This window comes from Caulobacter sp. GW821-FHT10E02 (assembly GCF_059415225.1).
The window spans coordinates 273,014-297,519 of record NZ_JBWKMV010000005.1 but is presented as its reverse complement, the minus strand read 5'-3'; the positions used below and the strand labels follow the sequence as shown (position 1 = coordinate 297,519).

General features: G+C 67.3%; 23 protein-coding genes and 3 pseudogenes. 14 read left to right on the top strand and 12 right to left on the bottom strand.

Annotated features, from left to right (window positions below; translation table 11 throughout):
- Positions 1 to 22: 22 nt before the first annotated feature.
- On the top strand, positions 23 to 1,123 hold the full coding sequence (locus AC07NI_RS24030; RefSeq protein ID WP_494623831.1) for an acyltransferase family protein: 1,101 nt from the start codon (positions 23 to 25) through the stop codon (positions 1,121 to 1,123).
- On the opposite strand, the gene AC07NI_RS24025 is transcribed toward AC07NI_RS24030, so the two are convergent.
- Complete coding sequence (locus AC07NI_RS24025; RefSeq protein WP_494623829.1) at positions 1,077 to 1,784, bottom strand: HAD family hydrolase; 708 nt, start codon at positions 1,782 to 1,784, stop codon at positions 1,077 to 1,079. The two genes, AC07NI_RS24030 and AC07NI_RS24025, sit on opposite strands and share 47 nt — an antisense overlap.
- A 97-nt stretch (positions 1,785 to 1,881) precedes the next feature.
- Here AC07NI_RS24025 and pip point away from each other — a divergent pair, with 97 nt between their 5' ends.
- Positions 1,882 to 2,970, top strand: coding sequence for a prolyl aminopeptidase (gene pip, locus AC07NI_RS24020; RefSeq protein ID WP_494623827.1), 1,089 nt, complete (start codon positions 1,882 to 1,884; stop codon positions 2,968 to 2,970).
- 94 nt (positions 2,971 to 3,064) lie between these two features.
- Entirely contained in the window at positions 3,065 to 3,322 is a 258-nt protein-coding gene (locus AC07NI_RS24015; protein WP_494623825.1) for a hypothetical protein, read from the top strand.
- A gap of 46 nt (positions 3,323 to 3,368) precedes the next feature.
- Here AC07NI_RS24015 and AC07NI_RS24010 read toward each other — a convergent pair whose 3' ends face one another.
- The 4 genes from AC07NI_RS24010 to AC07NI_RS23995 form a co-directional block, all read right to left on the bottom strand.
- Positions 3,369 to 4,145 (bottom strand): alpha/beta fold hydrolase, encoded by a 777-nt coding sequence (locus AC07NI_RS24010; RefSeq protein WP_494623822.1) that lies wholly within the window; start codon positions 4,143 to 4,145, stop codon positions 3,369 to 3,371.
- 328 nt (positions 4,146 to 4,473) lie between these two features.
- Entirely contained in the window at positions 4,474 to 4,605 is a 132-nt protein-coding gene (locus AC07NI_RS24005) for a hypothetical protein (protein WP_494623820.1), read from the bottom strand.
- 41 nt (positions 4,606 to 4,646) lie between these two features.
- Positions 4,647 to 5,909: an SGNH/GDSL hydrolase family protein gene (locus AC07NI_RS24000; RefSeq protein WP_494623818.1), complete on the bottom strand. Its 1,263-nt coding sequence runs from the start codon at positions 5,907 to 5,909 to the stop codon at positions 4,647 to 4,649.
- A 74-nt stretch (positions 5,910 to 5,983) separates the two neighbouring features.
- On the bottom strand, positions 5,984 to 9,013 hold the full coding sequence (locus AC07NI_RS23995) for a TonB-dependent receptor (protein ID WP_494623816.1): 3,030 nt from the start codon (positions 9,011 to 9,013) through the stop codon (positions 5,984 to 5,986).
- 507 nt (positions 9,014 to 9,520) lie between these two features.
- Here AC07NI_RS23995 and AC07NI_RS23990 point away from each other — a divergent pair.
- Positions 9,521 to 9,892, top strand: a complete 372-nt coding sequence (locus AC07NI_RS23990; RefSeq protein WP_494623814.1) for an endonuclease domain-containing protein — start codon at positions 9,521 to 9,523, stop codon at positions 9,890 to 9,892.
- 22 nt (positions 9,893 to 9,914) lie between these two features.
- Here the strand turns inward: AC07NI_RS23990 and AC07NI_RS23985 are convergent.
- Together AC07NI_RS23985 and AC07NI_RS23980 are read right to left on the bottom strand one after the other, a co-directional pair.
- Positions 9,915 to 9,992, bottom strand: a pseudogene (locus tag AC07NI_RS23985) (hypothetical protein); the annotation flags it as partial.
- A 28-nt stretch (positions 9,993 to 10,020) separates the two neighbouring features.
- Entirely contained in the window at positions 10,021 to 10,302 is a 282-nt protein-coding gene (locus tag AC07NI_RS23980) for a DUF1272 domain-containing protein (protein WP_494623812.1), read from the bottom strand.
- Between the two features lie 262 nt (positions 10,303 to 10,564).
- Here AC07NI_RS23980 and carA point away from each other — a divergent pair, with 262 nt between their 5' ends.
- Both carA and AC07NI_RS23970 read left to right on the top strand, forming a co-directional pair.
- A complete protein-coding gene (gene carA / locus AC07NI_RS23975) occupies positions 10,565 to 11,731 on the top strand; it encodes a glutamine-hydrolyzing carbamoyl-phosphate synthase small subunit (protein ID WP_494623810.1) in 1,167 nt (388 codons plus the stop codon).
- A gap of 13 nt (positions 11,732 to 11,744) precedes the next feature.
- On the top strand, positions 11,745 to 12,122 hold the full coding sequence (locus tag AC07NI_RS23970) for a DUF6980 family protein (RefSeq protein WP_494623808.1): 378 nt from the start codon (positions 11,745 to 11,747) through the stop codon (positions 12,120 to 12,122).
- Here AC07NI_RS23970 and AC07NI_RS23965 read toward each other — a convergent pair.
- A pseudogene (locus tag AC07NI_RS23965) lies at positions 12,122 to 12,217 on the bottom strand (hypothetical protein); the annotation flags it as partial. The gene AC07NI_RS23970 and the pseudogene AC07NI_RS23965 overlap by 1 nt on opposite strands.
- 101 nt (positions 12,218 to 12,318) lie before the next feature.
- Between AC07NI_RS23965 and AC07NI_RS23960 the strand changes: the two are divergent.
- Together AC07NI_RS23960 and AC07NI_RS23955 are read left to right on the top strand one after the other, a co-directional pair.
- Positions 12,319 to 13,053, top strand: a complete 735-nt coding sequence (locus tag AC07NI_RS23960) for an SDR family NAD(P)-dependent oxidoreductase (RefSeq protein WP_494623807.1) — start codon at positions 12,319 to 12,321, stop codon at positions 13,051 to 13,053.
- Between the two features lie 13 nt (positions 13,054 to 13,066).
- Positions 13,067 to 14,107, top strand: a complete 1,041-nt coding sequence (locus tag AC07NI_RS23955) for an alcohol dehydrogenase family protein (RefSeq protein ID WP_494623805.1) — start codon at positions 13,067 to 13,069, stop codon at positions 14,105 to 14,107.
- A gap of 12 nt (positions 14,108 to 14,119) precedes the next feature.
- Here the strand turns inward: AC07NI_RS23955 and AC07NI_RS23950 are convergent.
- Positions 14,120 to 14,275: pseudogene (locus AC07NI_RS23950) on the bottom strand (hypothetical protein); the annotation flags it as partial.
- Positions 14,275 to 14,496 carry a flagellar basal body rod C-terminal domain-containing protein gene (locus AC07NI_RS23945; protein ID WP_494623804.1) on the bottom strand — a complete coding sequence of 74 codons (222 nt, stop codon included), beginning with the start codon at positions 14,494 to 14,496 and terminating at the stop codon, positions 14,275 to 14,277. The gene AC07NI_RS23945 and the pseudogene AC07NI_RS23950, both read right to left, overlap by 1 nt.
- Positions 14,497 to 14,747: 251 nt before the next feature.
- On the opposite strand from AC07NI_RS23945, the gene AC07NI_RS23940 reads away from it, so the two are divergent.
- The 3 genes from AC07NI_RS23940 (at position 14,748) to AC07NI_RS23930 (ending at position 17,899) form a co-directional block, all read left to right on the top strand.
- Positions 14,748 to 16,454 carry a M28 family peptidase gene (locus AC07NI_RS23940; RefSeq protein ID WP_494623802.1) on the top strand — a complete coding sequence of 569 codons (1,707 nt, stop codon included), beginning with the start codon at positions 14,748 to 14,750 and terminating at the stop codon, positions 16,452 to 16,454.
- Positions 16,455 to 16,598: 144 nt separating this feature from the next.
- A complete protein-coding gene (locus tag AC07NI_RS23935) occupies positions 16,599 to 17,297 on the top strand; it encodes a DUF998 domain-containing protein (protein WP_494623800.1) in 699 nt (232 codons plus the stop codon).
- Positions 17,298 to 17,326: 29 nt separating this feature from the next.
- Positions 17,327 to 17,899, top strand: a complete 573-nt coding sequence (locus AC07NI_RS23930) for a hypothetical protein (RefSeq protein ID WP_494623798.1) — start codon at positions 17,327 to 17,329, stop codon at positions 17,897 to 17,899.
- 6 nt (positions 17,900 to 17,905) lie between these two features.
- On the opposite strand, the gene AC07NI_RS23925 is transcribed toward AC07NI_RS23930, so the two are convergent.
- Positions 17,906 to 18,526, bottom strand: coding sequence for a TIGR02466 family protein (locus AC07NI_RS23925; protein WP_494623796.1), 621 nt, complete (start codon positions 18,524 to 18,526; stop codon positions 17,906 to 17,908).
- Positions 18,527 to 18,587: 61 nt separating this feature from the next.
- Here AC07NI_RS23925 and AC07NI_RS23920 point away from each other — a divergent pair, with 61 nt between their 5' ends.
- Genes AC07NI_RS23920 through uvrC form a run of 3 tightly spaced genes read left to right on the top strand, consistent with a single transcriptional unit; the run spans position 18,588 to position 20,997 of the window.
- Complete coding sequence (locus AC07NI_RS23920; protein WP_494623794.1) at positions 18,588 to 18,788, top strand: hypothetical protein; 201 nt, start codon at positions 18,588 to 18,590, stop codon at positions 18,786 to 18,788.
- Positions 18,785 to 19,063 carry a type II toxin-antitoxin system RelE/ParE family toxin gene (locus AC07NI_RS23915; RefSeq protein WP_494623793.1) on the top strand — a complete coding sequence of 93 codons (279 nt, stop codon included), beginning with the start codon at positions 18,785 to 18,787 and terminating at the stop codon, positions 19,061 to 19,063. Before AC07NI_RS23920 ends, AC07NI_RS23915 begins: the two co-directional genes overlap by 4 nt.
- A gap of 17 nt (positions 19,064 to 19,080) precedes the next feature.
- Complete coding sequence (gene uvrC / locus AC07NI_RS23910) at positions 19,081 to 20,997, top strand: excinuclease ABC subunit UvrC (RefSeq protein WP_494624080.1); 1,917 nt, start codon at positions 19,081 to 19,083, stop codon at positions 20,995 to 20,997.
- Positions 20,998 to 21,020: 23 nt separating this feature from the next.
- Here uvrC and AC07NI_RS23905 read toward each other — a convergent pair whose 3' ends face one another.
- Positions 21,021 to 24,410, bottom strand: a complete 3,390-nt coding sequence (locus AC07NI_RS23905; protein ID WP_494623792.1) for a class I SAM-dependent DNA methyltransferase — start codon at positions 24,408 to 24,410, stop codon at positions 21,021 to 21,023.
- Positions 24,411 to 24,506 lie beyond the last annotated feature (96 nt).

Sequence of the window (24,506 nt, the reverse complement as noted above, 5' to 3'; positions counted from 1 at the left end):
CGTCCCATGCCACAGCTTCCCCATGAAGCTCCCGCCCCTGAAACCCGACTCCGACCAGATGCTGCACCTCGACGCCCTGCGCATCGTTGGGGCCGTCATGATCGTGGCCTTCCACTTCAACCGCTTCATCAACCTCGACGGCCACTGGCAGCCGGCCGACGACACGATCAAGGCCTTCAGCCTGATCGTCGACCTGTTCTTCCTGATCTCCGGCTACGTCATGGCCGCGATCTACACCGGCCGCCTGACCACCGTCGCCAAGTACCGCGACTTCCTGCAGAAGCGCGTCGCGCGCCTGGGGCCGCTGCACTGGGCCACCATGCTGGTGTTCGTCGCCATCGCCGCCCTCGGCTGGGCGGGGGTGCTGAACGAGCGCGATCCATCCCGCTACGACGCCTCCTGCATCGCCCAGAACCTCCTCTTCATCCACGCCTGGGGAACCTGCCACGCCCAGACCTGGAACTTCGTCAGCTGGGCGATCAGCGCCGAGATGGGCATGTACATCGCCCTGCCGCTGCTGTTTTGGATCACCGCCCGGGGCTGGTGGGCCACCGCCCTCGCAGCGTTCGGCAGCCTGGCGCTGCTGCTGTGGGTCTCCCGCACCGGCGAGACCTTCTCGCAGTGGACCTACGACTTCGGCGTCGCCCGCGCCGTGCCCGGTTTCATGCTGGGGATGCTGGCGTTCCAGCTGCGGGGCGCCCTGGCCAAGCTGCCGTTCGCCCGCTTCGTGATGTGGGCCCTGCTGGCGGCGTTCTTCGCGGCGTCCTTCGCCGGCGCCTCGCGCACCACCCTGCTCCTGGTGATCTACGCCGTCGGCCTGGCCGGCGTCGCGGCCGACGCGCAGGGCGTCCAGGGCGGGGTGAGCGCGCGCCTCGCCCCGTGGGCGCAGCTCAGCTTCAGCCTCTACCTGCTGCACCCGATCGCGCTGAAGATCGCGCTGAACTGGGTCGGGCTGGGGATGTGGGGCCTGAACGGCGACGCCATGCGGCTGTGGTGCCTGGCGTGGGTGATCCTGCTGATCCCGATCGCCTACCTGTCGCTGATCAGCTTCGAGCGCCCTGCCCGCGACTGGATCGCTAGGCTTGGGAAGCGATCCGATCCACCCACCCCGGCAGCTCGCTGATACTGCCAAGCTCCGCATACCGCTCATGCCCGACCGGGGCCTCGGCCGCCTCGTGCGACCAGACCAGCGGGTACGGGATCAGGGCGCTCCAGCAGCCGGCCTCCAGCGCCGGCAGGATGTCGGACTTCATCGAGTTGCCGGCCATCACCGCCTGCTCCGCGCCAGTGCCATAGCGCTCGAACACCCGGCGATAGGTGCCGGCGTCCTTCTCCGACACGATCTCGACCGCCACGAAGTAGTCGCCCAGCCCCGACGAGGCCAGCTTCTGCTCCTGGTGCAGGAGGTCGCCCTTGGTGATCAGGATCAGGCGGTAGCGGTCCGACAGCTCGGCCAGCGCCTTGTCGACGCCCGACAGCGGCTCGATCGGCTCGGTCAGCATCTCGCGGCCCACGGCCAGGATCTCGCGGATCACCCGGGTGTCGACGGCCCCGTCGGTGACCTCCAGCGCCGTCTCGATCATCGACAGGGTGAAGCCCTTGGCCCCGTAGCCATAGACCCGCAAATTGCGCTTCTCGACGGCCAAGAGCTGGCTCTCGATCTTCTCGGGATCGCCGTGATCGGACAGCAGGTCCAGGAACCGCGCGTGCGACAGCCGGAACTTGCTTTCGCAATGCCAGAGGGTGTCGTCGGCGTCGACGCCGACGGTGGTGATCGTGCTCATGGGCGACAGATAGCGGCCCGCCCCGCGCCGGAAAAGGGGTCGTGACCTTCGCCCGCCGGCGCGCTAGGCCTTCAGCCTCGAACGAAGGTGAGCCCCCATGGATTTCTCGAAGCTGCAGGCCGTTTCCACCGTCACCACCGAGTGGAAGTATCCGCTGAAGCCGGCCAACCGCTCCGGCCTGCTGCAGGTCGACCAGGGGCCCGACCACAAGCTCTATTGGGAAGAATACGGCAATCCGGACGGCGAGCCGGTCATGTACCTGCACGGCGGTCCGGGCGGGGCGTGCGCGCCGGTGATGTCGCGGTTCTTCGATCCTCAGCGCTATCGGGTGATCCTGTTCGACCAGCGCGGCTGCGGCAAGAGCGAGCCGACCGTGGCGACGCATGGCCCCCAGGTGGCCCTGGTGCGCAACGACACCGACCACCTGGTCGACGACATCAACAAGCTCCGCGACGCCCTGGGCATCACCGGCAAGATGCACGTGTTCGGCGGCAGCTGGGGCAGCACCCTGGCCCTCGTCTACGGCATCCGCCATCCCGACAAGGTCGCCTCGCTGATCCTGCGCGGCATCTTCCTCGGCGCGACCGAGGACCTGCTCTACATGTACCAGGGCAATGCGGCGACGTTCACGCAAGCGCCCTACGCCCTGACCGAGCCGGGCAGCTACGTCACCTATCCCACCGAGTGGAAGGCCTTCGTCGAGGAGATCCCGGCCGAGCAGCGCGGCGACATCATGGCCGCCTACAAGGCGATCTTCGACATGGTGCCGGCCAATGACGCCGACCGCGAGCGCCAGCTGCGCGCCGCCGTGGCCTGGTCGGTCTGGGAAGGCACGATCTCGAACATGATCCCGCAGGACAGCGATCCGGGGAAGTTCGGCGAGGCGGACTTCGCCCTGTGCTTCGCCCAGATCGAGGCCCACTTCTTCGCCAACGGCCTGTTCCTGGAGCCGGACTACATCGTCGGCAATGTCGGCAAGATCGCCGCCATCCCGACCCACATCGTCCACGGCCGCTTCGACCAGGTCTGCCCGCTGACCCAGGCCTCGCGGCTGATCGCGGCGATGGCGGAGGTGGGCGCGACGCCGGCCAGCTATGTCGCCACCAATGCGGGGCATAGCGCCATGGAGGCCCAGACGGTGCTGGCCCTGACGGCGATCATGGACGGGCTGGACGCGATCGGCTGAGCTTTACGCGGCCCTTACGCGACAGGGGCTTAGGCCATACAGCGCGCTTATGCGGGGCGGGGGTACTGAAGGCGGGTCAAGTGGACAGACCGCCATGTACATGCCCTCCCCCGCTCACCGCCGCCTGTTGATGATCCTGCTGGTCGCCGGCCTCGGCGGCTTCCTTGGCCTCATGGCCTGGGCCGCCCACACCGTCCATCCGCAGGCCGATCTCATCCGGTTCTTCGCCATCGTGTGGCTGCTGGTCTTCGGCGCCGCGCGGATCCTGGTCCACCTGGACGAGGCGCTGGGCCAACCAGGCGAGGCCGCGACCCAGAACTGGGCGCGGCTGCGAGGTCGAGGCGATCTCTAGAAAGGCGCCCCGGAGTGCTGAGCACTCCGGGGATTTCACCTGACGCTTACTTCGAAGCGTTTTGGGCCGCCTCCTCGATCACCTTGGCGACCACTTCCGGCTTCGAGGCGAAGATGGCGTGGCTGCCGTCCGACTCCACCGTGTGCAGCTTGCCGCGCGCGGCCATGGCGCGCTGGGCCGACGGCGGGATCATGCGGTCCTGGGCCGCGACCAGGTACCAGCTGGGCTTGGTCTTCCAGGCGGTTTCGGTGACGGCTTCGCCCAGGGTCGTGGCCTTCCAGGGCTGCTGGGAGTCAGCCATGAACGCGGCCTCGGCCGGATCGACGTCGGCCGCGAAGGCCTGGGCGAACTTGGCGCGATCCAGCTGCAGATAGCCGTCGGCGCTGGCGACGATCGGCGGGACCGGGGCGCCGGCCGGCGGGTTGGCGTTCAGCGACGAGATCGACTCGCCCTTCTCCGGCACGAAAGCGGCGACATAGACCAGGCCCGCGACCTTGGGGTCGACGCCGGCCTGCGAGATCACCAGGCCGCCATACGAGTGGCCGACCAGGATGGCCGGGCCGTCGCTCTCGGCCAGCACGCGCTTGGTCGCCGCGACGTCGTCGGCCAGCGAGGTGGTCGGGTTCTGGACGATGGTGACCTTGTAGCCGTCCTTCTTCAGGATCTTGTAGACGCCCTGCCAGCCCGAACCGTCGAGGAAGGCGCCGTGGACCAGGACGATGTTCTTGACCGGCGCCTTGGCCGTCTGGGCGTGGGCGGGGACGAAGCCGGCGGCCAGGGTCAGGGCGGCGGCGGAAGCGATCAGGGTGCGGATGGCGGTCATGTCGGTAACTCCCTCTGGATGCGTTTGCGATAATGTTTATCGCGATAACGAGATGGATAAACCCGGGGGGATCGGAGCGTCAAGCATTTTTATTATCGCGATAATGTTTTTTGCGAGAGACGAACGAGAACGACCGCAGCCACCCCAACTCCCGTCATTCCCGCCCTTGTGGCGGGAACCCCTGGTTCAGCTGACACGTGAGCCGCAAGCGGACTGCTCAGCAGTCCGCCTCAACTGCCCTTGCGGCGGACAGAGGGGTTCCCGCCACAAGGGCGGGAATGACGGATGTTAGGATTGAGCTTGGGCGGCCTCGAACGCTCCCGCGTCCTTAAAAGCTCAGCACCACGAACACGACCGCGCTGATCGGGATCGCCGCCGAGAGGGCCACGTGCAGAAGGGTCTCGGTCAGCTTGACGGCCGAGAACGAGGGTTGCTTCAGCGGGGCGGCGGCGGGGGTCATGGACGGTGCTCCTTGCACGCTGGAGCTTGCACCCTGAAGCGTTAACGGACCTGAATCTTGGACGGATGCGCCGCTGCGGCATGTTGTCCGTCAGGCCTGTTCAAAAGCGCCAGGGGCACCGCCTCGGCGAGGGCGCGATAGCCCCCTGGCGACAGGTGCAGGCGGTCGCCCAGGTCATAGCGCGCGGACAGGCGATCGGGCGCAGCGGGATCGCGGACCACGGCGTCGAAGTCGATCACCCCGTCGAACTGGCCGGACGTCCGGATCCATTTGTTGACCGCCTGGCGGTCGGCCTCGGCGTCGGCGTCCGAGCGGTAGAAGTTGGTGCCGCCGAACGGCATCAGGGTCGCGCCCAGCACCCGCACACCGCGCGCATGGGCCCGCAGGATCACCTGCTGATAGCCCTCGATCACCGCTCGCACGGTGCGGGCCCGCACCTCGGGCGTCACTGGGCCTTCGCGGGAGATCTTGCCCAGGTCGTTGGTCCCCTCGAACAGGATGACGGTCGAGAGGCCCGCCTGCGAGAGGATGTCGCGGTCCAGGCGCGAGAGGCCGCTGGGGCCGCTGTTCTCGCGGGTCAGGCGGTTGCCGGAGATGCCCAGGTTCAGCACCGACAGCTTGACGCCGGCGGTCTTCAGCCGGTCGGCCAGCACGTCGGGCCAGCGGTCGTCGGCGTCCAGCGTCGCGCCGTGGCCGTCGGTCAGGGAGTCGCCCAGGATCGCCACGGCCGCGCCCTCGCCTTCCGCCTCAATGCCGGCGATCTGCCACCAGTGCGCAACCGGCTTGGCGTCTGACATCGTTGCGGCCGCCGTCTGGTCGCCAGGGGCCAGCCAGCCGGTGGTCTGGCTCATGTGGTGCAGGGTCTGGCCGGCCGGCGCGCCCGTGAAGTGGATCGAGATCGCCAGCGACTGCCCGGCCTTCACCGGCAGTTCGACCGGGTCGGACAGCATGTAGGCCCCGGCCGCGATCTCGGCCTGCGCTCGTCCGGCGAAGGTCACCGTGCGGTCGGTTCCCGGCGTGTTCGTCCCGGCCTTGTCGGCGGCCAGAGCCACGTGGACCCCGCCCAGCACCAACGGTGCCGTCCCGTGGTCGTTGGTCAGCCTCAGGCGGATGCGGCGGCCGTCGGCGGTGACCCTAACCCGCTGGCGCAGGGTGGCGTCGCGCAGGGCCTCGTCCGGCAAGGCGCTGCTGGCGTCGGCGGGCATCACCGCCGTCGCCCAGACACCCACCCAGCGCGGAGTGGCTTGAGCGGGAGCGGCCAGCGTCACGCAAGCCAGGAGGGTCAGGAAGGGTCGAAAAGCCATGGCGCCATCTCACCAAAGAAAAGGGGCGGCGCAAGCGCCGCCCCAGTAATCCCGGGTTGGGGGGAGGGATAGACTTAGAAGCGGCCGCGGAGACCGATCATGACGGTCCGACCCGGGTCGTACGAAGTGAAGGTGGCGTTCTCGAACTGGAAGTAGCTGCGCTGCTTGGCGCCCGTGAAGTTGATCACGTCGAACGTCAGTTGCGGCAGACCCTTGCGCTTCAGGATCTGGTCCAGATCGAAGCTCGAGGAGAAGTCGTACTGGCGATAGTCGTCGCTGAAGATCGCGGCGTTCGGGATGCCGTTCTGGTTCAGGCCGCTGGACTGCGAGCCCTTGGTGAAGGTGGTCGAGACGCGGGCCGAGACCCCGCCCCGCTCGTAGTAGCCGGTGACGTTGTAGGTGTACTTGGCCACGCCCAGGGCGGTGGCGGGGGCGGCGCCCTCGCCCTTCTGGTCGATGATCGTGGCGTTGGCCAGGAAGCCGAAGCCCTTCAGGCCGATGTCTTCCAGCACGAAGTCCAGCGGCTGGACCCAGTTGGCTTCCAGGCCGTTGACCGTCAGCTTGCCCGAGGCGTTGACCTGCTGGGTCAGCACGACCGTGGCCACCGTCGGACCGCCGCGGGCGTTGATGGCCGCCTGCTGGGTCGGGGTCAGGGCGTCATAGGTCACGCCGTAGGCGGCCAGGGCCGAGAACGGGGTCGTGACGTTCTGGTTCTGGGTGAAGCCCGTGACCGACTTCCGGAAGGTGGCGAAGCCGATATAGCCTTCACCGCCGGTGTAGTACTCGAAGCCCAGGTCGATGTTGTCGGAGATGTACGGCTCCAGGGCCGAGTTACCGACCGAACCGACGTCCGCCGACGGAGTGGAGAAGTTCAGGCCCGGCAGCTGGGCGTTCGGGTCGGGGCGCGTCATGGTGCGCGACAGCGAGGCCCGGACCACCGCGTGCTCCGACACGTTGTACGAGGCCGAGGCCGAAGGCAGCCAGTTGTCGTACTCGTTGTCGATATAGGTCTGGTTGCTGATGTTCGGATAGCGCGCGCCGTCGGCGATCTGCGTCTGGCCGGCCGGCAGGCCCGCCGGAGTGTTGCGCGGATCGGGGATCGAGATCGTGCCGCCGATCGTCTGCTCGGTCCGCACCCAGCGCATGCCGGCGTTATAGTGCAGATCGTTGTCGGCCAGGGTGGCCACGCCGTTGATCTCGGCGAACAGGCCGTAGGTCTTTTCGCCGATGAAGCCGCCCGCCGCGCCGGTGTTGGACGAGCCGGCCGCCGGGGCGTTGTCGTGGAACTTCGCGTACTGGCCGTCCTTGGCCAGGCGGTCCCAGTCGAGGTTCACGAAGCCGTACGAGCCGGGCTTCATGTAGCTGCTGATCACGCTGTTGGGGATCAGCGAGCCGGCATAGGTCACCGGGCCGGTCTTGCCGGCGGTGAAGCCCGTGCCGTAGCCCGGATAGGTCGGATAGCCGGCCGGCGTGCCGGGCAGGTTGTCGCCGTTACAGGCCGGTTGGCTGTTGGGCGAGGGCAGGAAGACGCTGGGGTTGTTGCCGCAGATCGCGTTCTGCCAGGCCTGGCTGTTGTCATAGGCGGTGATGCGACGCGAGACGTCGTCATAGGCGCCGCCGAACTTCAGGTTCAGGTGGTCGTCGCCCCAGGTGAAGTTGCCGCGAACGCCCTTGGTCTCGGTCTCGCGACGCTCGTCCTGGATGTTCACGCGGCCGCCCGGCCAGCCGAAGTTCTTGGGATCGTTGACGTCGACGCTGGACTTGATGCTGGGGATGCCGCCGTCGTTCTTGTAGGTGACGGTCAGGCCCGAGCTGGCCGGGGTGATCAGCAGGACGCTGGGCGATTCCCGGTGGAACTTGCTCTTGGTGTAGTTGGCCTGGCCCTCGAACTTCAGCTTGTCGGTCAGCTGCCAGTCGAAGCCCGGATTGACGCCGTAGAAGTTGGTGTTCTCGATGAACGGCCGATAGGTCATGAACATCTGGGCGTTGGCGAACGTGCCCTCGGTGACGACGCAACCGTTCGAGCAGTCGCTGCGGTCGACCTTCATGTTGATCGGGATCGCCGCGCCGTTGCGGCCGACCCAGTCCATGTCGATCCGTTCCAGGTTGTTCTTCTTCTTCCCGTACATGCTGTCCAGGTAGAAGTGCAGGTCGTCGGTCGGCTTCCACTCGAACGAGGCGATGGCGTTGACGCGATCGCGACGGCCGAAGTTCTCGGCCTGACGGCCCAGGCGCGGGATCAGGGCGTTGTCGATCTGCTGGATCGACAGGCCGGGGTTCAGCGCCAGCAGGGCGGCCTTGTCGAGCGTCGCGCCGGTGACCAGGCTGTTGCCGGCGTTGGCCGGCACCGTGGCCGGGATCGTCCAGTTGCCGCCGCCGGTGTTGTTACAGCCCGTGGCCGCGCCGCACTGGGCGGCCGACAGGTTGGCGTTGGTCCAGCCGATGGTCTCGAAGCCGGGGGTGTTGACGTAGTTGCGCACGGCGGTGACGCCGACCAGGGCGCCGAAGTCGCCCCAGGTGTCGCTGGCGATGAACGAGCCGCGGCCGCCCCACTTGTCGGCGTGCTGGCCGCGGGTAGCCTGCGCCGAATAGCTGACGCGGCGGCCATTGCCGTCGAACGGACGGGCGCTGCGCATGTTGACGGTGCCGGCGGCGCCGCCTTCGACCAGGCTGGCCAGCGGCGACTTGTTGACGCTCAGCTGGCTGAACAGTTCGGTCGGGAACATGTCGAGGTCGACGTCGCGGCCGGTGCTCTGGGCGTCGGTGCGGCCCGTCGAGGCCACGGCCACCGGCGCGCCGTTCAGCAGCACGCGGGTGAAGTTGCTGCCCAGGCCACGGATGGCGATGTTCAGGCCTTCACCGGTCACTTCGCGGCTGATGGTGATGCCGGGGACGCGGTTGAAGGACTCGGCGATGTTGGTGTCCGGGAACTTGCCGATGTCCTCGGCGAAGATCGAGTCCTGGAAGCCGACCGCGTCGCGCTTGGCGTTGGTCGAGGCCGCGAGGCTGGAGCGGTAGCCGGTGACGACCACTTCCTCGACGGCCGAGTCGTCGGCCTGGGCCGGCGCGGGGGTCGATTGAGCCTGGGCGGCGAAGCCCATCATGAGAGTGGTCAGACACGTCGCGCCGATGAGGGCGAGGCGCCACTTCACCGAAGACGAAGAATGGGCGGAACCGTGATGTTGAGTGGACGGCATGTTTCTCCCCTAAGAGTCTCTGTGCTCTGCGCACTTGTTCATTGTCGCCACGTGGCCCCAGCCCCTTCCCTGGGCCTGAGTGGGTCCGACGCGGTGTGGTAGCGGTCACACAAGACACGGTTACGAGGTAAGTCCTCCCAAGTCAATGTGGTCAGACCTTACCTGGGGCAGGCCGTCGGACCTTTTGATTGACCAGTGCGGCGGAAAGGCCACGGTCGCGAGGCGGGGTGTGGGGGAAGGTCTGACAAGAGCGGCGGTGGAGCGCCCCCTCCGTCACGATGCGTATCCGCATCGCGCCACCCCCCCGTTTTACGGGGCAGGAAAGGACACTTCCTCCTGCCCCGCTTGCGGGGGAGGTGGCACGGCGCCGATAGGCGACGTGACGGAGGGGGCGCAGAACGCTAAGCTCAACCTATGAGGTCACCTTCAAAAGCCCACACCCAGGCCAAGGCCCTCCGCCGAGCGCTGACGCCGCCCGAGGTCATCCTCTGGACCCGCCTGCGCGCACGCCAACCCGACGGTCCCCGCCTCCGCCGTCAACACCCGATCGGCCCGTACATCGCCGACTTCTACTGCGCAGCCGCCAGGCTGGTGATCGAGATCGACGGCTGGGGCCACAACATAGGCGACCAACCGGAGCGGGACGTGCGACGGGACGCGTGGATGGCGGCGGAAGGGTATGTGGTGGTGAGGTATCCGGCGTCGGAGGTGATGGCCGATCCGACGGGTGTCGCGGATGGGATTTGGGATACTTGCGTGGAGTTGTCTCGGAAGCGGCGCGGTTAGAGCGCCCCCTCCGTCACGCCGCCTATCGGCGCCGCGCCACCTCCCCCGCAAGCGGGGAAGGAAAAAGTCGCCTTCTCCTCCCCCGTGCAACGGGAGAGGTGGCCCCAAGGGCCGGAGGGGGCTCCGCCCTAAGCCCAGCCCGCCGGCCGGTCCTGCTCGCGCCTCGGCGTCGGCGCGTACCGGTGCCCTTTGTTCACCCGTCGCAGCGACGCCGGATACCGATGCAGCTGCGCATCCGGCCGTATCGGCCTGGCCACCAGCCCACCACCACAGTCCGGGCACGTCTCCTCGAACCGCACGTCCGAGCAATCGGCGCAGAAGGTGTGTTCGAAGGTGCAGATTCGGGCCGCGTCGCTGGCGGGCGGGAGGTCCGCGTCGCAGCACTCGCAATTGGGGCGCAGTTCGAGCATGGGGCCGTCCTCCCGTGTTCGTCTGGTTTTGATGCCGGTAAGCCTTGCACCATAAGGGCTTTTCGCCCCTCCGCGCGAGGGCGTCCGTTCACCGATCACGGGAATGTGGAAGCAAGCGAAATTCGCGTGATCGGAAGGGGTTGACCCCCTCCCCCATACCCCCTAGACACCGCGCCGTTTGCGCGGCGGGCCGGGGTTACACCCAGCCCGCTTTTTTGCAAAAATGAGCCCCACCAGCACGCGTCCAGGAGCGCTTCCAAGAATGTCCCAAGACCTTCTCCCCGGCGTCACCGGCGTTCTGGCCCTGGCCGACGGCACCATCCTGCAAGGCGTGGGCTGCGGCGCGGTCGGCGACGCGGTCGGCGAGGTGTGCTTCAACACCGCCATGACGGGCTATCAGGAGATCCTGACCGACCCGTCCTACATGGCCCAGATCGTCGCCTTCACCTTCCCGCACATCGGCAATGTCGGCACGAACGTCGAGGACGTCGAGCAGATCACCGGCGTGGCCGAGACCGCCGCCCGCGGCGCCCTGTTCCGCGAAGTCCCGACCGAGCAGGCCAACTGGCGCGCCAACAGCGACTTCGACGCCTGGATGAAGACCCGCGGCGTCATCGGCCTGGCCGGGATCGACACCCGCGCCCTGACCCGCAAGATCCGCGAGACCGGCATGCCGCACGGCGTCATCGCCCACTCGCCCGAGGGCAAGTTCGACCTCGACGCCCTGGTCGCCAAGGCCAAGGCCTGGGCCGGCCTGGAAGGCCTGGACCTGGCCAAGGACGCCTCGACCACCCAGACCTTCACCTGGGACGAGGGCCTGTGGTCGTGGCCGGAAGGCTACGCCAAGCTGGACAAGCCCAAGTACGAAGTGGTCGTCATCGACTACGGCGTGAAGCGCAACATCCTGCGCGCCCTGGCCCATGTCGGTGCCCGCGCCACGGTCGTCCCCGCCGACACCAAGGCCGAGGACATCCTGGCCCGCAACCCCGACGGCGTGCTGCTGAGCAACGGCCCCGGCGACCCGGCCGCGACCGGCGCCTATGCAGTGCCCGAGATCCAGAAGCTGGTGCAGAGCGGCAAGCCGGTGTTCGGCATCTGCCTGGGCCACCAGATGCTGGCCCTGGCGCTGGGCGCCAAGACCGTGAAGATGGAACAGGGCCACCATGGGGCGAACCACCCCGTGAAGGACCTGACCACCGGCAAGGTCGAGATCGTCTCGATGAACCACGGCTTCACCGTGGACAGCGAGAGCCTGCCCGCCCCGGTGCAGGAGACCCACGTCTCCCTGTTCGACGGCACCAACGCCGGCATCCAGCTGGCCGACAAGCCGGTGTTCTCGGTGCAGCACCACCCGGAAGCCTCGCCGGGCCCGACCGACAGCCTCTATCTGTTCGAGCGCTTCGCCGGCCTGATGGACCAGGCGAAGTAGGACGCTGACGGCGGTGTTCGGTATCGAAAGCATCGAACCCAACACCGCCCTCGAGCGCCTGCGCGCGCTCCACGACTACGCGCTGTTCCCCGAGCTGTTCGACGCCATCGCCGACGGCGCGATCGTCTATTACGAGCCGGCCCTGCGCGAGTTCACGATCCCCAACGCCGATGGGGTCTCGGCCTATGTGCTGAACTATTGCCCGCTGACGGGGCGCGCTCTGCCGCCATCCCTGCGCGACGAATGGTTCGACGCGCTGGAGGCTGTGGGGGCGTTCCCGGTGGACGAGATGCCGCCCGTGGACTTCCTGGCCCCGCCGGCGTACCGCGCGGATGCGTGGTGGCGGGATACGGAGCTGGCAAGGCTCGATGACAAAACCCCTCTCCTTTAGGGAGAGGGAGGGGCCCGCCGCGAAGCGGTGGGAGGGTGAGGGGTTACAGCGTCAACCGGAGTGCCGGCACGCCGTCGAACCTCGTAACCCCTCACCCCAACCCTCTCCCTATGGGAGAGGGAGCTCGCTCAGCGCACACCCTTTGACCGCCCCTACGTCACCTGCGCCTATCCTTCGAAAACGGAGGAGCCCAGGGATGAACGACACCGACTTCACCGGCCGCCACGTGCTGGTCGTCGGCGGCTCCAGCGGCATCGGCAATGGCATCGCCCACGCCTTCAAGGCGCGCGGCGCAGACGTCGCCATCTGGGGCACGCGCCCCACAGCCGCCGACTACGACCCCGCCGACGGCTGCGACCTCACCGGCCTCGCCTACGCCCAGGTCGATGTCGGCGACCCCGACGCCATCGACACCGCCCCAGCCCCGTTCGACACCCTCGACGTCCTGGTCCTGTGCCAGGGCACGGTCGTCTACAAGCGCGGCGAGTTCGAGCGGGCCGGCTGGGACCGGGTGATGGCGGTCAATCTCGATAGCCTGATGCACTGCGCCCGCCGCTTCAAACCGGCCCTCGTCGCCAGCCAGGGCAGCGTGATCATCGTCAGCTCGATCTCGGGCCTGAAGGCCAATATCGGCAACCCGGCCTATGCCGCCTCCAAGGCCGGCGCGATCAGCCTGACCAAGACCCTGGGCCAGGCCTGGGCGCCCGAGGGCGTGCGGGTCAACGGTCTGGCCCCGGGCCTCGTGGAGACCAAGCTGACCAAGGTCACCACCGCCAACCCCGAGCGCCTGGCCGGGGCGCTGGCCGCCATCCCGCAGCGCCGCGTCGGCACGCCGGCCGACATGGCTGGGGCGGCGCTGTTCCTGGCCTCGCCGCTTGCGTCCTACGTCACCGGCCACACGCTTGTGGTCGACGGCGGCCTGTCCCTCTGAGTGGAGTGAACCGATGAAGGCCCTGCGATATCACGGCGCCCGCGACGTCCGGTACGAGAGCATGGACGACCCGGCGCTCCAGTCGGACCGCGACGCCATCGTCCAGATCAGCGCCTGCTCGATCTGCGGCTCGGACCTGCACATCTATCACGGCCACGGCTTCTCCGAGGACCTGGGCTTCTGCGTCGGCCACGAGGCGGTCGGCGAGGTGGTCGAGATCGGGCGCGGCGTCCAGCAGCTGAAGGTCGGCGACAAGGTCATGCTGCCGGCCGCCGTGGGCTGCGGCCGCTGCCGCTCGTGCCTCTCCGGCGTGGTCCAGACCTGCGAATATGGCGAGTTCGGCTGCTATGGCCTCTCGGCGCGACTGCAGGGCTCGCAGGCCGAGGCCGTGCGTGTGCCGGCCGCCGACATGAACGCCGTGCCGGTGCCCGAAGGCGTCTCGATGGAGCAGGCGCTGATGATGACCGACGCCCTGGCCACCGCCTGGTTCGGAGCCCGCAACGCCGAGGTCCGGCCAGGGTCCAGCGTGGCGGTGATCGGTCTGGGCCCCATCGGCCTGATGGCGGTCGAGAGCGCCTATGTCATGGGCGCGCACGTGGTCTACGCCATAGATCCCGTCCCCGGCCGCCGGGCGCTGGCCGAGGAAGCCGGCGCCATCGCGCTCTCGCCCGACGAGGCCAGGGACCGCATCCGCGAGGACACCAAGGACAAAGGCCTGGACTGCGTGATCGAGGCGGTCGGCAGCGAGGCCACGGTCGACGCCGCCCTGCGCCTGGTCCGCGCGCGCGGCGTGGTATCGGTGATCGGCGTCCAGCAAGCGAGGCGCTTCCCCTTTCCCCTGGAGCGCGCCTTCGCGGCGGGCCTGACCTTCCGGGTGGGCACGTGCTCGGTGCCAGAGGAACTGCCGGCCCTGTTCCCGCTGGTCCGCTCCGGACGGCTACGGCCAGAGAAATATGTCAGCCACCGCCTGCCGTTGAGCGAGGGCGCGGAAGCGTATCGGCTGTTCGAGAGCCGCGAAGCCGGCGCCCTGAAGATGGTGCTGACGCCGGAGTAGAGGCGCACAAAGGGGTGCCGCCTCCCGCAAGACTAGGGGGCAAAGCGGGAGGCGGCGGCCAGACGCCCTAGGCAAGGGGGGCGCTTTTCAGGCGTCTGGCGGGGCGCACTCGTCCGGGCCGGGTGACGCACCGGCGGGAACGAGAAGCCCTACTCGGAAACTAAAAATCAGACCTTGAGGTCGAGCAGCTGCTGGCTCATGTCCTGGGCCGTGCGGACGACCGCCGCATTGGCCTTGAAACTGGTGGTCGCGCCGATCTGGTCGGTGCGCTCCTTGACGTAGTCGACATCGTTAGCGCGGGCGTCCGACGCGGCCACGCGCTGGGCCGAAGCGTTAAGACGATCCGCGGCGGCCATCATGCCCGAGGCGGCGATCGAGAGAGCCTGCATGGCGTTTTCTCCGTGTATGCCAATGGTTATCCGGCCGGTTGGGTTAAGCCCTCACGACCGAAAATGGTAAAATTCACGCCTTGGTCATCTTTTTTAGCGCGCGTTAACTTTTGGCGCGCCGCACCCCGATAACGGCCCCAACATTACAAAACGTTCAGGCTTGGCCTTATCGACAAGCTGTCACCGTCCCGACATGGTTCGCCCCTTCGCGGGCCGGGGGGCGGCCCGTCGCTCGGGAGCTTCTTTCAGACATGTCGTTTTCGCGTCGTATCGCGCTGGCCAGCGCCGCCCTGCTCATGGTGGCGCAACCGGTCCTCGCGGCCACACCCGCCAAGCCCAAGCCCGCAGCCTCGGCCAAGAAGGCCGTCTCGGACTTCACGCCGTCGCCCGAGGCCATCAAGGCCCACATGACCTTCCTGGCCGACGACGCCATGGAAGGCCGCGAGGCGGGCACGCGCGGCTATGATATCGCCGCCAACTATGTCGCCGCCCAATACGCCCTGCTGGGCCTGAAGCCGGCCGGCGACAAGACCGCCACGGGGGTGTCGTATCAGCAGCACGTGCCGCTGCTGGCCTTCCGCACCGACGGCGAAGGTTCGTTCGGCCTGACGGGCGCCGACGGCCAGACCGCCGCCCTGAAGTACGGCGAGGACTACCTGCCCAACGCCCAGGCCCAGGCCGCCGAGGTCAAGCTGGACGCGCCGCTGGTCTTCGTCGGCTATGGCCTGGTCAATCCGGCCACGGGCCGCGACGACTACGCGGGCCTGGACGTGAAGGGCAAGATCGTCGTCATGCTGAACGGCGCCCCGACCTCGCTGCAGACCGAGGAACGCGCCCACTTCAGCAACCCCAACACCAAGCGCCAGGAAGCCGCCAAGCGCGGCGCGATCGGCGTCGTCACCATGTCGGGCCCCAGCGCCGAGAAGCGCCGCCCGTTCTCGGCCGGCGCGGGCATGCTGCGCGGCTGGCGGGTGATCTGGCGTGACGCCAACGGCGTCGGCGCCATCCGCGCGCCCAGCGCCCCGGCCCTGGTGTCGATCAGCCAGGCCGGCGCGGCCAAGCTTTTCGCCGGCGCCCCCGTGGCCCTGGCCGATGTGCTGGCCGAGTCCGAGAAGCCGGAAGGCGCGGTCAAGGGCTTCGCCCTGGCCACCAAGGCCAGCATCGCCCTTAAGACCGAGATCGAGAAGCGCGAGAGCAGCAACGTCGTCGGCATGATCGAGGGCTCGGACCCGACGCTGAAGGCCCAGACGATCATCCTGTCGGCGCACCTCGACCACATCGGCATCAAGGAAAACGCCAAGCCCGGCGAGGACCGCATCAACAACGGCGCGCTCGACAACGCCTCGGGCATCGCCACCCTGCTGGAGGTGGCGCGCGGCTTCGAGAACACCAAGTCGCGGCCCAAGCGCTCGATCATCCTGCTGGCGGTGACGGGCGAGGAGAAGGGCCTGGTCGGCTCGGACTACTTCGCCAACAACCCGACGGTGCCGAAGGCCAATATCGCCGCCGACGTCAATCTGGACATGCCGGTGCTGCTGTATCCGTTCACCGACGTGATCGCGTTCGGCGCCGACCGCTCGACCGTGGGCGAGGCCGTCCGGCACGCCGCCGGCCGCGTCGGCGTGGCGCTGTCGGGCGATCCGCTGCCGGAGGAAGGCCTGTTCACCCGCTCGGACCACTATCGCTTCGTCGAGCAGGGGATCCCGTCGGTGTTCCTGATGACCGGCTTCCAGAACGGCGGCGAGAAGGCCTTCACCACCTTCCTGAAGGGCAATTACCACCACCCGGGCGACGACCTGAACCAGCCGATCGACTACCAGGCGGCCGCCAAGTTCGCCCTGGTCAACTACGAGATCGCTCGCGAACTGGCCAACACCCCGGCCCGTCCGGTGTGGAAGAAGGGCGACTTCTTCGGCGGGACGTTCGCGCCGAAGGGGCATCCTTCGGCGGCGAAGTGATCACCTAACCCCGTCTCCCCGGCGAACGCCGGGGCCCAGATGGAATGGCGCTGGGGTGGACTCTAAGGACATAGAGCCCTTCCAATCATTCCCAGCGCCCTGAGATCTGGGTCCCGGCATTCGCCGGGAAAACGGGATTTGGAATTGACCCGGAGGGCGGCGGAAGGGATTCTGCCGCCCTCTCTCTTTGACCGACGGATAATCGTAAGCGTGACCGCCCGCACCGGCGCCTTCCTGAAGATCGGCGTGATCGCGCCGGCCATCATGGTGGCCGACGTGTGGCTGGCTCAGCGCCTGTTCCCGGGCTTCGACGCCGGGGCGCAGTTCATCAGCGAGCTGGGCGGCCCCAAGGCCCCCCTGCCCGAGGTCTTCAACTACGGCATGATGATCGCCGGCATCGCGGGCCTCTTGGCCGGGGCCGGCTTCGCCCACGCGCTGGAGGAGGCCGGCGGCCGTCGCCGCGTCTCGGCCTTCGCCGGCCTGTTCGTGGCGCTGACGGGCCTGGGGGCCTTCTTCGCCGGAGTGTTCCATTGGCCAGACCCCATGCACCGCGCCTGCGGGGTGGGCCTGGCCATGCAGTTCGCGCCGCTGTTCACCGCCTGGGCCCTGTGGGGCAAGCCGGGCTATCGGCGGCTGGCCCACTTCTCGCTGGGCTGGTTCCTCGGCTTGCTGCTGGTCTTCGCCCTGCTGACCGGGGTGTGGAATGTCCGCACCGGCTATGACGTCGGCTATTGGCAGCGCGGCCACGCGTTCCTGGGCCTGCTGTGGCTGGCCATCGCCGCCTGGAGCCTGGAGAAGGGCTGGAAGGCGAGTGCGGTGGCGGCGCAGCCGGCGGTGGTCTAGGCTCTCCCCATAACGGGGGAGACATCACCATGATCGGACACCGCTTTGCGGTTCTCGGGCTCGCCGCGCTGGCCCTGACCGCCTGTTCCCAGCAGAAGACCGAGGACCAGCCCGCCGCCACGCCGCCTCCGGCCGTTGGCGACGAGACCCGCACGCCAGCCGTGACGCCGGCTGTCCCCGCGCCCGTGGCCGCGACGCCCGCCGAGGGCGGTACGGTCGGCGGCGACGGCTCGCAGATCCAGCTGGCGGACATCACGCTCGCCGACCAGCAGGCCCATCCGCTGAAGGGCGAGCTCAGCTGCCACTTCCGCGACAAGGCCAATGCCCTGCTGCTGGTCGCCTCGGGCTTCTCAGGCGTCAAGGAACCCGGCTACGGCCTGGTCAAGGTGCTGACCTCGGTCGAGCAGGTCGTCGCGCCGGGCGGCTACGACGCCATGGTCAACGGCACGGCCTTCAGCGGCCAGGGCAAGACCGTCACCATCGCCCTCACCGGCAAGGCCACGGGCGGCGGCGAGTCGCCGGCCTATCCGGCCACGCTCACCTACGACCGCGCCGACGGCGCCAAGCGGGTGTTCGCCGGCGCCTGGACCTGTGGTCCGTAGCGCTCGCTAACGCCAGGCGTAGTTGAAGCTGATGCTGATGCGCTGCTCGTCGGCCTGGTTGGTCGTGACCTCGTGGCGCAGCCAGCTTTCCCACATCAGCACCGTACCGGCCGACGGCTTGACGTAGATGAACGGCCGCAGGGTCTCGGGCGCGTCGTCGGCGCGCGTGGGCGCGGCCATCATCATCGGCAGGCGCGGGTCCTCGAACTTCAGGGCCGAGGCGCCCGGCGGGATGGTCACATAGACCGTGCCGGAGATGACGCTGTGCGGGTGGATGTGGCCGCTGTGCGAGCCGCCCGGCTCCAGGATGTTGATCCACAGGCTGTCCATGAGCAGCTTGCCGCCGGCCAGGTCGAAGGCCAGGTCCTTGGCGAAGGCGGCGGCGTGCTTGTCGAGCTTCTTCTTCAGCGCCTCGAACAGGCTGTCGCGCTGCGGCAGGTCGTTCAGCGAGGCGTAGGAGGTGTAGCCCAGATAGCCCTTGTTATACGCCCAGGCCTGGCCGGCCTCGTCGTCCTCGGCGATGGCGATGCAGGCGTCGTGCAGCTCGTCGATGAACGCCTCGGCGTCCTTCTCGCTGGCGAGGCTGGCTTCATAGAGCGGCGTGACGAAGAGCGGGCGCGTGGTCATGAGGGGCGTCATAGCGCTGGACTGCGTTGACGACAAACGGGGATTGGAACATAGTTAGAACATGGCCGATGGTGATCGCCCCCAGACCCGTCTAGACTCCCGCAAGGAAGACGACGCCTATTGGGCGGAGCTTCGGCGCGCGGCGGATGAAACACTCCGCAATGGCGGCATTCCCCTTGAGGACATCGAGCGGTGGATGCGGTCCTGGGGAACCGACGCCGAACTTCCTCCGCCGGAGCCCCGTCCTCGCATCCGCAAATGAGGACTGTGGAATTCTCGCCGACGGCGAGACGCGACCTGAACCGCCTCAGACAGTGGCTGGAAGAGCGCGCGCCTCATGTCACGCACCGAGCGGTCGAAACCATCATCACCGCCTATAGATCCCTAGGCGAATTTCCGGAACGCGGCCGTTCGGTCCCGGAGGACCTTCGCGAACTCATCGTTCCCTTTGGCTCGACGAGCTATGTCATCCAATACGACGTGCAGCCTCAACACGTGATCATCCTGCGTATCTTCCACGCCCTGGAAGATCGCTGAACGCTCCGGACTCGCCTATATCTCCCCCTGTGACCGACACCCCTTACGACATCGCCGCATCTCCTCGCCTCATCGGCGCCGCCCTGATCAAGGACGAGGTCACGCGACTGCCTGACGCGCCGGGCGTCTACCGGATGATCGGCGACGCCGACGAGGTGCTGTACGTCGGCAAGGCCAAGAGCCTGAAGAAGCGCGTCATCCAGTACGCGCAGGGCCGCTTCCACACCAACCGCATCGCCAACATGGTCGACGCCACGCGGTCGATGGAGTTCATCACCACCCGCACCGAAGCCGACGCCCTGCTGCTCGAGATCAACCTGATCAAGCAGCTGAAGCCGCGCTTCAACGTGCTGCTGCGCGACGACAAGAGCTTCCCCGAGATCGTCATCCGCCGCGACCACGACGCGCCCCAGCTGCGCAAGCACCGCGGCGCCCACACGATCAAGGGCGACTATTTCGGCCCGTTCGCCAGCGCCTGGGCGGTGAATCGCACGCTGAACACCCTGCAGAAGGCCTTCCTGCTCCGCTCGTGCAGCGACAGCGTCTACGACGCCCGCGACCGGCCCTGCATGCTGCACCAGATCAAGCGCTGCGCCGCCCCCTGCACCGGCCTGATCGGCAAGGAGGACTATCAGGGCCTCGTCGACCAGGCCGAAGCCTTCCTGCGCGGCAAGTCCCGCGCGGTCATGGCGACCATGGCCAAGGAGATGGAAGAGGCCGCCGAGGAGCTGGAGTTCGAGCGCGCCGCCCGCCTGCGCGACCGCATCCGCGCCCTCTCGTCCGTCGCCCAGGAGACCCAGATCAACCCCGAGACCGTGGACGAGGCCGACGTCGTCGCCCTGCACGTCGAGGGCGGTCAGGCCTGCGTGCAGGTGTTCTTCTTCCGCGCCGGCCAGAACTGGGGCAACCGCGCCTACTTCCCCCGCGTGGCCGGGTCGGCCGACGAGTCCGAGGACGAGACCACCACCGAGGAACAACGCATCCTCACCGCGTTCCTGGGCCAGTTCTACGACGACAAGCCGATCCCGCGCCTGATCCTGGCCAATTTGGAGCCCGCCGAGGCCGGCCTGCTGTCCGAGGCCTTCGCCCTGAAGAGCGGCCGCAAGGTCGAGATCACCGTGCCCAAGCGTGGCGAGAAGGCCGACCTGGTCCAGCACGCCCTGACCAACGCCAAGGAGGCGCTGGGCCGCAAGATGGCCGAGGGCAGCGCCCAGACCAAGCTCCTGGCCGGCGTCTGCGAGGCCTTCAAGCTGGAGGCCCCGCCCGAGCGGATCGAGGTCTACGACAACAGCCACATCCAGGGCACCAACGCCGTGGGCGGCATGATCGTGGCCGGGCCGGAAGGCTTCATGAAGGGCCAGTACCGCAAGTTCAACATCAAGAGCACCGAGCTCACCCCCGGCGACGACTACGGCATGATGAAGGAGGTGCTGAAGCGCCGCTTCGCCCGCCTGGTGAAGGAAGAGGAGGAAGGCGACGACGCCAACCGCCCCGACCTCGTGCTGGTCGACGGCGGCAAGGGCCAGCTGGACGCGGCCCTGGAGATCATGGCCGACCTGGGCGTCGACGACATCGCCGTCGTCGGCGTCGCCAAGGGCCCCGACCGCGACGCCGGCCTGGAGCGCTTCTTCATCCCCGGCCAGACCCCGTTCATGCTCGAGCCCAAGTCGCCGGTGCTCTACTATCTGCAACGCCTGCGCGACGAGGCCCACCGGTTCGCGATCGGCGCCCACCGCACCCGCCGCAGCATGGACCTGAAGAAGAACCCGCTCGACGAGATCGAGGGCGTGGGTCCGGGGCGTAAGAAGGCGCTGCTGCACGCCTTCGGCTCGGCCAAGGGCGTCGGCCGGGCCAGCGTCGACGACCTGATCAAGGTGGAAGGCGTCAGCCAGGCCCTGGCCGAGCGCATCCACGGGTTCTTCCGGAAGGGGTGAGGCTCGTCCCTTCCGGCAATCAATCAGGCTGCCCGCCGAGCGGCGAAACGCCCGTTAGGAAGCGCTGTGATCTCAGCATATCGCACCAAGGTGCCGAGCGCCTGGGTGACACGCTGTTCGATCTTCTTGCCGCCACCCTTGAAGGCTCGGGAGACCGATGCGGCGTCCATCGGGGCGCTTGAAGCCTGGATCACGGCGCGGATGGCCATAACCTGTTCGCCCTTGTCCTTCGGGAAGGCGGGCAGACCCTTGTCGAGAGCGGCGACCGTATCCTGAAGGTCCAGTTCGCCGGACTTCGGCGCGGCGGCGCCCTTGGCGAAGCGCGGGATCTGATAGTCGGGCCGCAGCCAGCGGACGTGGCCGGCGGCCTCTTCGGCCGCCCGCTCCGCGTTCAGGGCGACGAGCTTTTCCAAGATCTGTTCGTCGGTCAGGTCGTGAGGCCAGCCATAGGCGTCGGCGGTCGCCCGGTCGATCTGGTCGTGCAGGTCTTTCAGGATCAGCACCCGGCCGCGATCCTTGACGTCCTCGTCCTTGGCGTCGAGCGGCGTGCCGGTGCGGACCTTCTCCAGCACATTGTAGAGGCCGGTCAGGGTCAGGTCGGGATGCTCGGCCTGGACGGTCTTGCGCGTGGCGTCGAGCTCCTCGCCGAGGTCGCGGAGGGTGGCGCGGATGGCGTCGGACGGGTCGGGGAAGGGGAAGGGGTCGAAAGTCTTGGTCTTGTTGTAGCGAGGATCGTTACCGACACCCATCCAGCCCCCGGCTCGCGTCGCCCAAACAACGTGGATACGCGATGACAACATGCTCAGATGCGCTGCTTCGGCGCTGCTTATCACAACGATTTCGTGGTTCGCAGTGACGTCTCCTTCAAGGAATTGGAACACCCGGTGCTTAGAAGTTCTCGTCGTTGCGATATAGCGATTGAGGCCCGCATTCGCTCTGCGAATCTCGGGGCGGGTCCGGCCAAATAGCCACCACTTCTCTCTGAAACCCTTGTCTGCGTTCTTGTCGCGCTCGGGCTTCACGACCTCCAGCACATGCTGAAAGGCTGCAGGGAAGCGTTGCCGAGCCTGAGCTTCCGAAAGGTCGAAGAAGTCGATCACGAAGTCGCCGCGCCGGTGTTGCGTCAACTCGCTGCCGCCGATGTGAGGAACAACTGCGACGCCAAATCCGCGTGGTTCATCGCGTGCCGTGAGGTGTTCCGCGAAAGAGCGCCGAACTACAAAACCTTCACCCGCGAGCATCACGCCGTTGCAGGACAGGCCATCGTTAGCGTCCAATGAGGTTACAGAGGTAGCATCCGCCCCTACCGACAAATCCGCGTTGACCTTGCCAATCTGTTCGATCAGCTCGATCGTGGGGCTATCGGTGTCGATGTCGCTCTCACTCTCCGTGCGCAGGAGGCGTCCAGACTTGCTGCCTCCCTCCGCCACGGTCATCGCGATTCGAACCGCTGCAGCGTCCCTACTTGCTTTTGTCCACGGATGGTCGGGGATTGCATAGATAATCGAGATTGGGCTCTTGCCGCCTAACAGCTTTTCGATCACGCGCCGGCTGAAGCTCTGGGTAATCGAATTGGTCGTGACGAGTCCGAAGCGGCGCAACGGCGACTTCTTGCGAGTCAGAAGTTCAGCGGCTCGATCCCACCACTGCATAACAAAGTCGGCGGAACCTGCGACCCGCGCATTGGCCCCTTTCAGCGCCCTTAGGTATTCGTCACCCAACGCAGCACGCATGATCGCGCCTTTGCCGATAAACGGCGGGTTCCCCACAATGAACTCCGCTGCCGGCCAGTCCGGCCGTCGCGCGTTCGGATAGACCTGCACCGCCACCCCGTCCTTCATCTCGAACTGCAGCTCGGGATAGCCGTCCCAGATCAGCACGGCGTCCATCTGCTGGATGTTGCCGAAGGCTTTGAGGATTGGTTCCGCCGGGTGTTCGGAGCGATTGCGGTAGTGCTGCTGCAGATAGCCGATCCATAGCACCAGTTCGGCGATGGCGGCAGCGCGCACGTGCAGCTCGATGCCCAGGAACTGGTGCGGGTCGACGGTCTCGAAACCGATGCCTTCGGTCTCGCCGAGTTCGGCCAGGGCCTCCAGCACCTCGCCCTCCAGCCGTTTCATCAGCTCCAGCGACACATAGAGGAAGTTGCCGGTGCCGCAGGCGGGATCAAGAACTCGGGTGGTGCAGAGCTGGTGGTGGAAGGCCTTGACGGCGGCGACGGCTTCCTTCGGCTCCCCGCGCTCGCGCGCATCACCGGCCTTGACCAGGGCGGCGTTCCAGTCGGCGCGCAACGGCTCCATCACCGTCACCTCGACGAGGCGTTCGACATAGGAGCGCGGCGTATAGTGGGCGCCGAGCTTGCGCCGCTCGCCCGGTGGCAGCGCCTGCTCGACCAAGGTGCCGAAGATGGCTGGCTCGACATAGCGCCAATCGTGCTGGGCGGCGGCCAACAGTTCGCCGATCTCCTCGCGGCCCATCGGAAAGGCTTTGGCGTCCTTGAACAGGCTACCGTTGAAGTGTTTCAGGTGTAGACCAAAGCCCGCATAGAAACGGTTCTCGTAGTCCGGCGCGTCCATGCTGCGCCACAAGGCTTGAAGCATGGGGGCGAAGCTGTCGGGGTGATCCAGCTGCTCGCGCAGGAGGGCGGTGAACCTGCCCTTGGGCAGCAGGTCGGTGTCCTCGGCGAACATCGTGAAGATGCAGCGCATCAGGAAATGAGCGACCTCTCCAGTCGGGTGGTTCTTCTCCAGACGCTTCGAGACCTCGGCCAGCCGCTCAGCGATCTGACCGGTGACGCGAGCAGACTCGCGGGTCGGATCGAGCGACTGCGGATCGGTCCAGATCGCCTTCAGCCGCTTGACGACCTCGGGATCGCGCAGATCTTCCAGCCGAATGCGGAAGCCCCTGCGGTCTGGGAAATGGGAGTAGGCCCGGCCGCTACCCGAGAAGTCGGCATAGACCTCGAACACATATCCGACGTCGCAGACGATGATGAACGGCGGGGCCGGATGGTCCGCGGGTAGCCGGAAGACGTAGTCCTCGGCCTGTTTGCGGGCGTTGCGCATCAGCACGTCCCACTTACCTTCGGCGGCGGCAAGCGAGGCGGTCTCGTCGGCCTTGAACAAGGAAGGCTGCGTATCGTCGCGTTGGGCGGCGCGCGACTGCTTGGCTTCGAGAATGAAGTTACCGCGCTTGTACAGATCGATACGAAGGGTCGAGGAGATGCCCTCCGACTCCCGCCGCTTTACGCCGCGCTCGAAGACATAGTCGTTGGTGCGAGTATCATCGCTCGCCGGGTCGGGACGCGGCAAGGCGAGCGCCTCGCAGAGTTCCGACAAAAACATCTGGTAGTTGGCGCGCTCCGCTCCGCCACGAGCGGTGCTCCAGCGAGCGATAAAGGCCTCGACGTTCAAGCTGAATCTCCCCTCGCCCGACATGGCCTGCAAACCGGCAAAGTTGCAACCCAGAAGCCAAAATGGCGAGCTTCAGGAGCCCCCACTTCGTCAAAG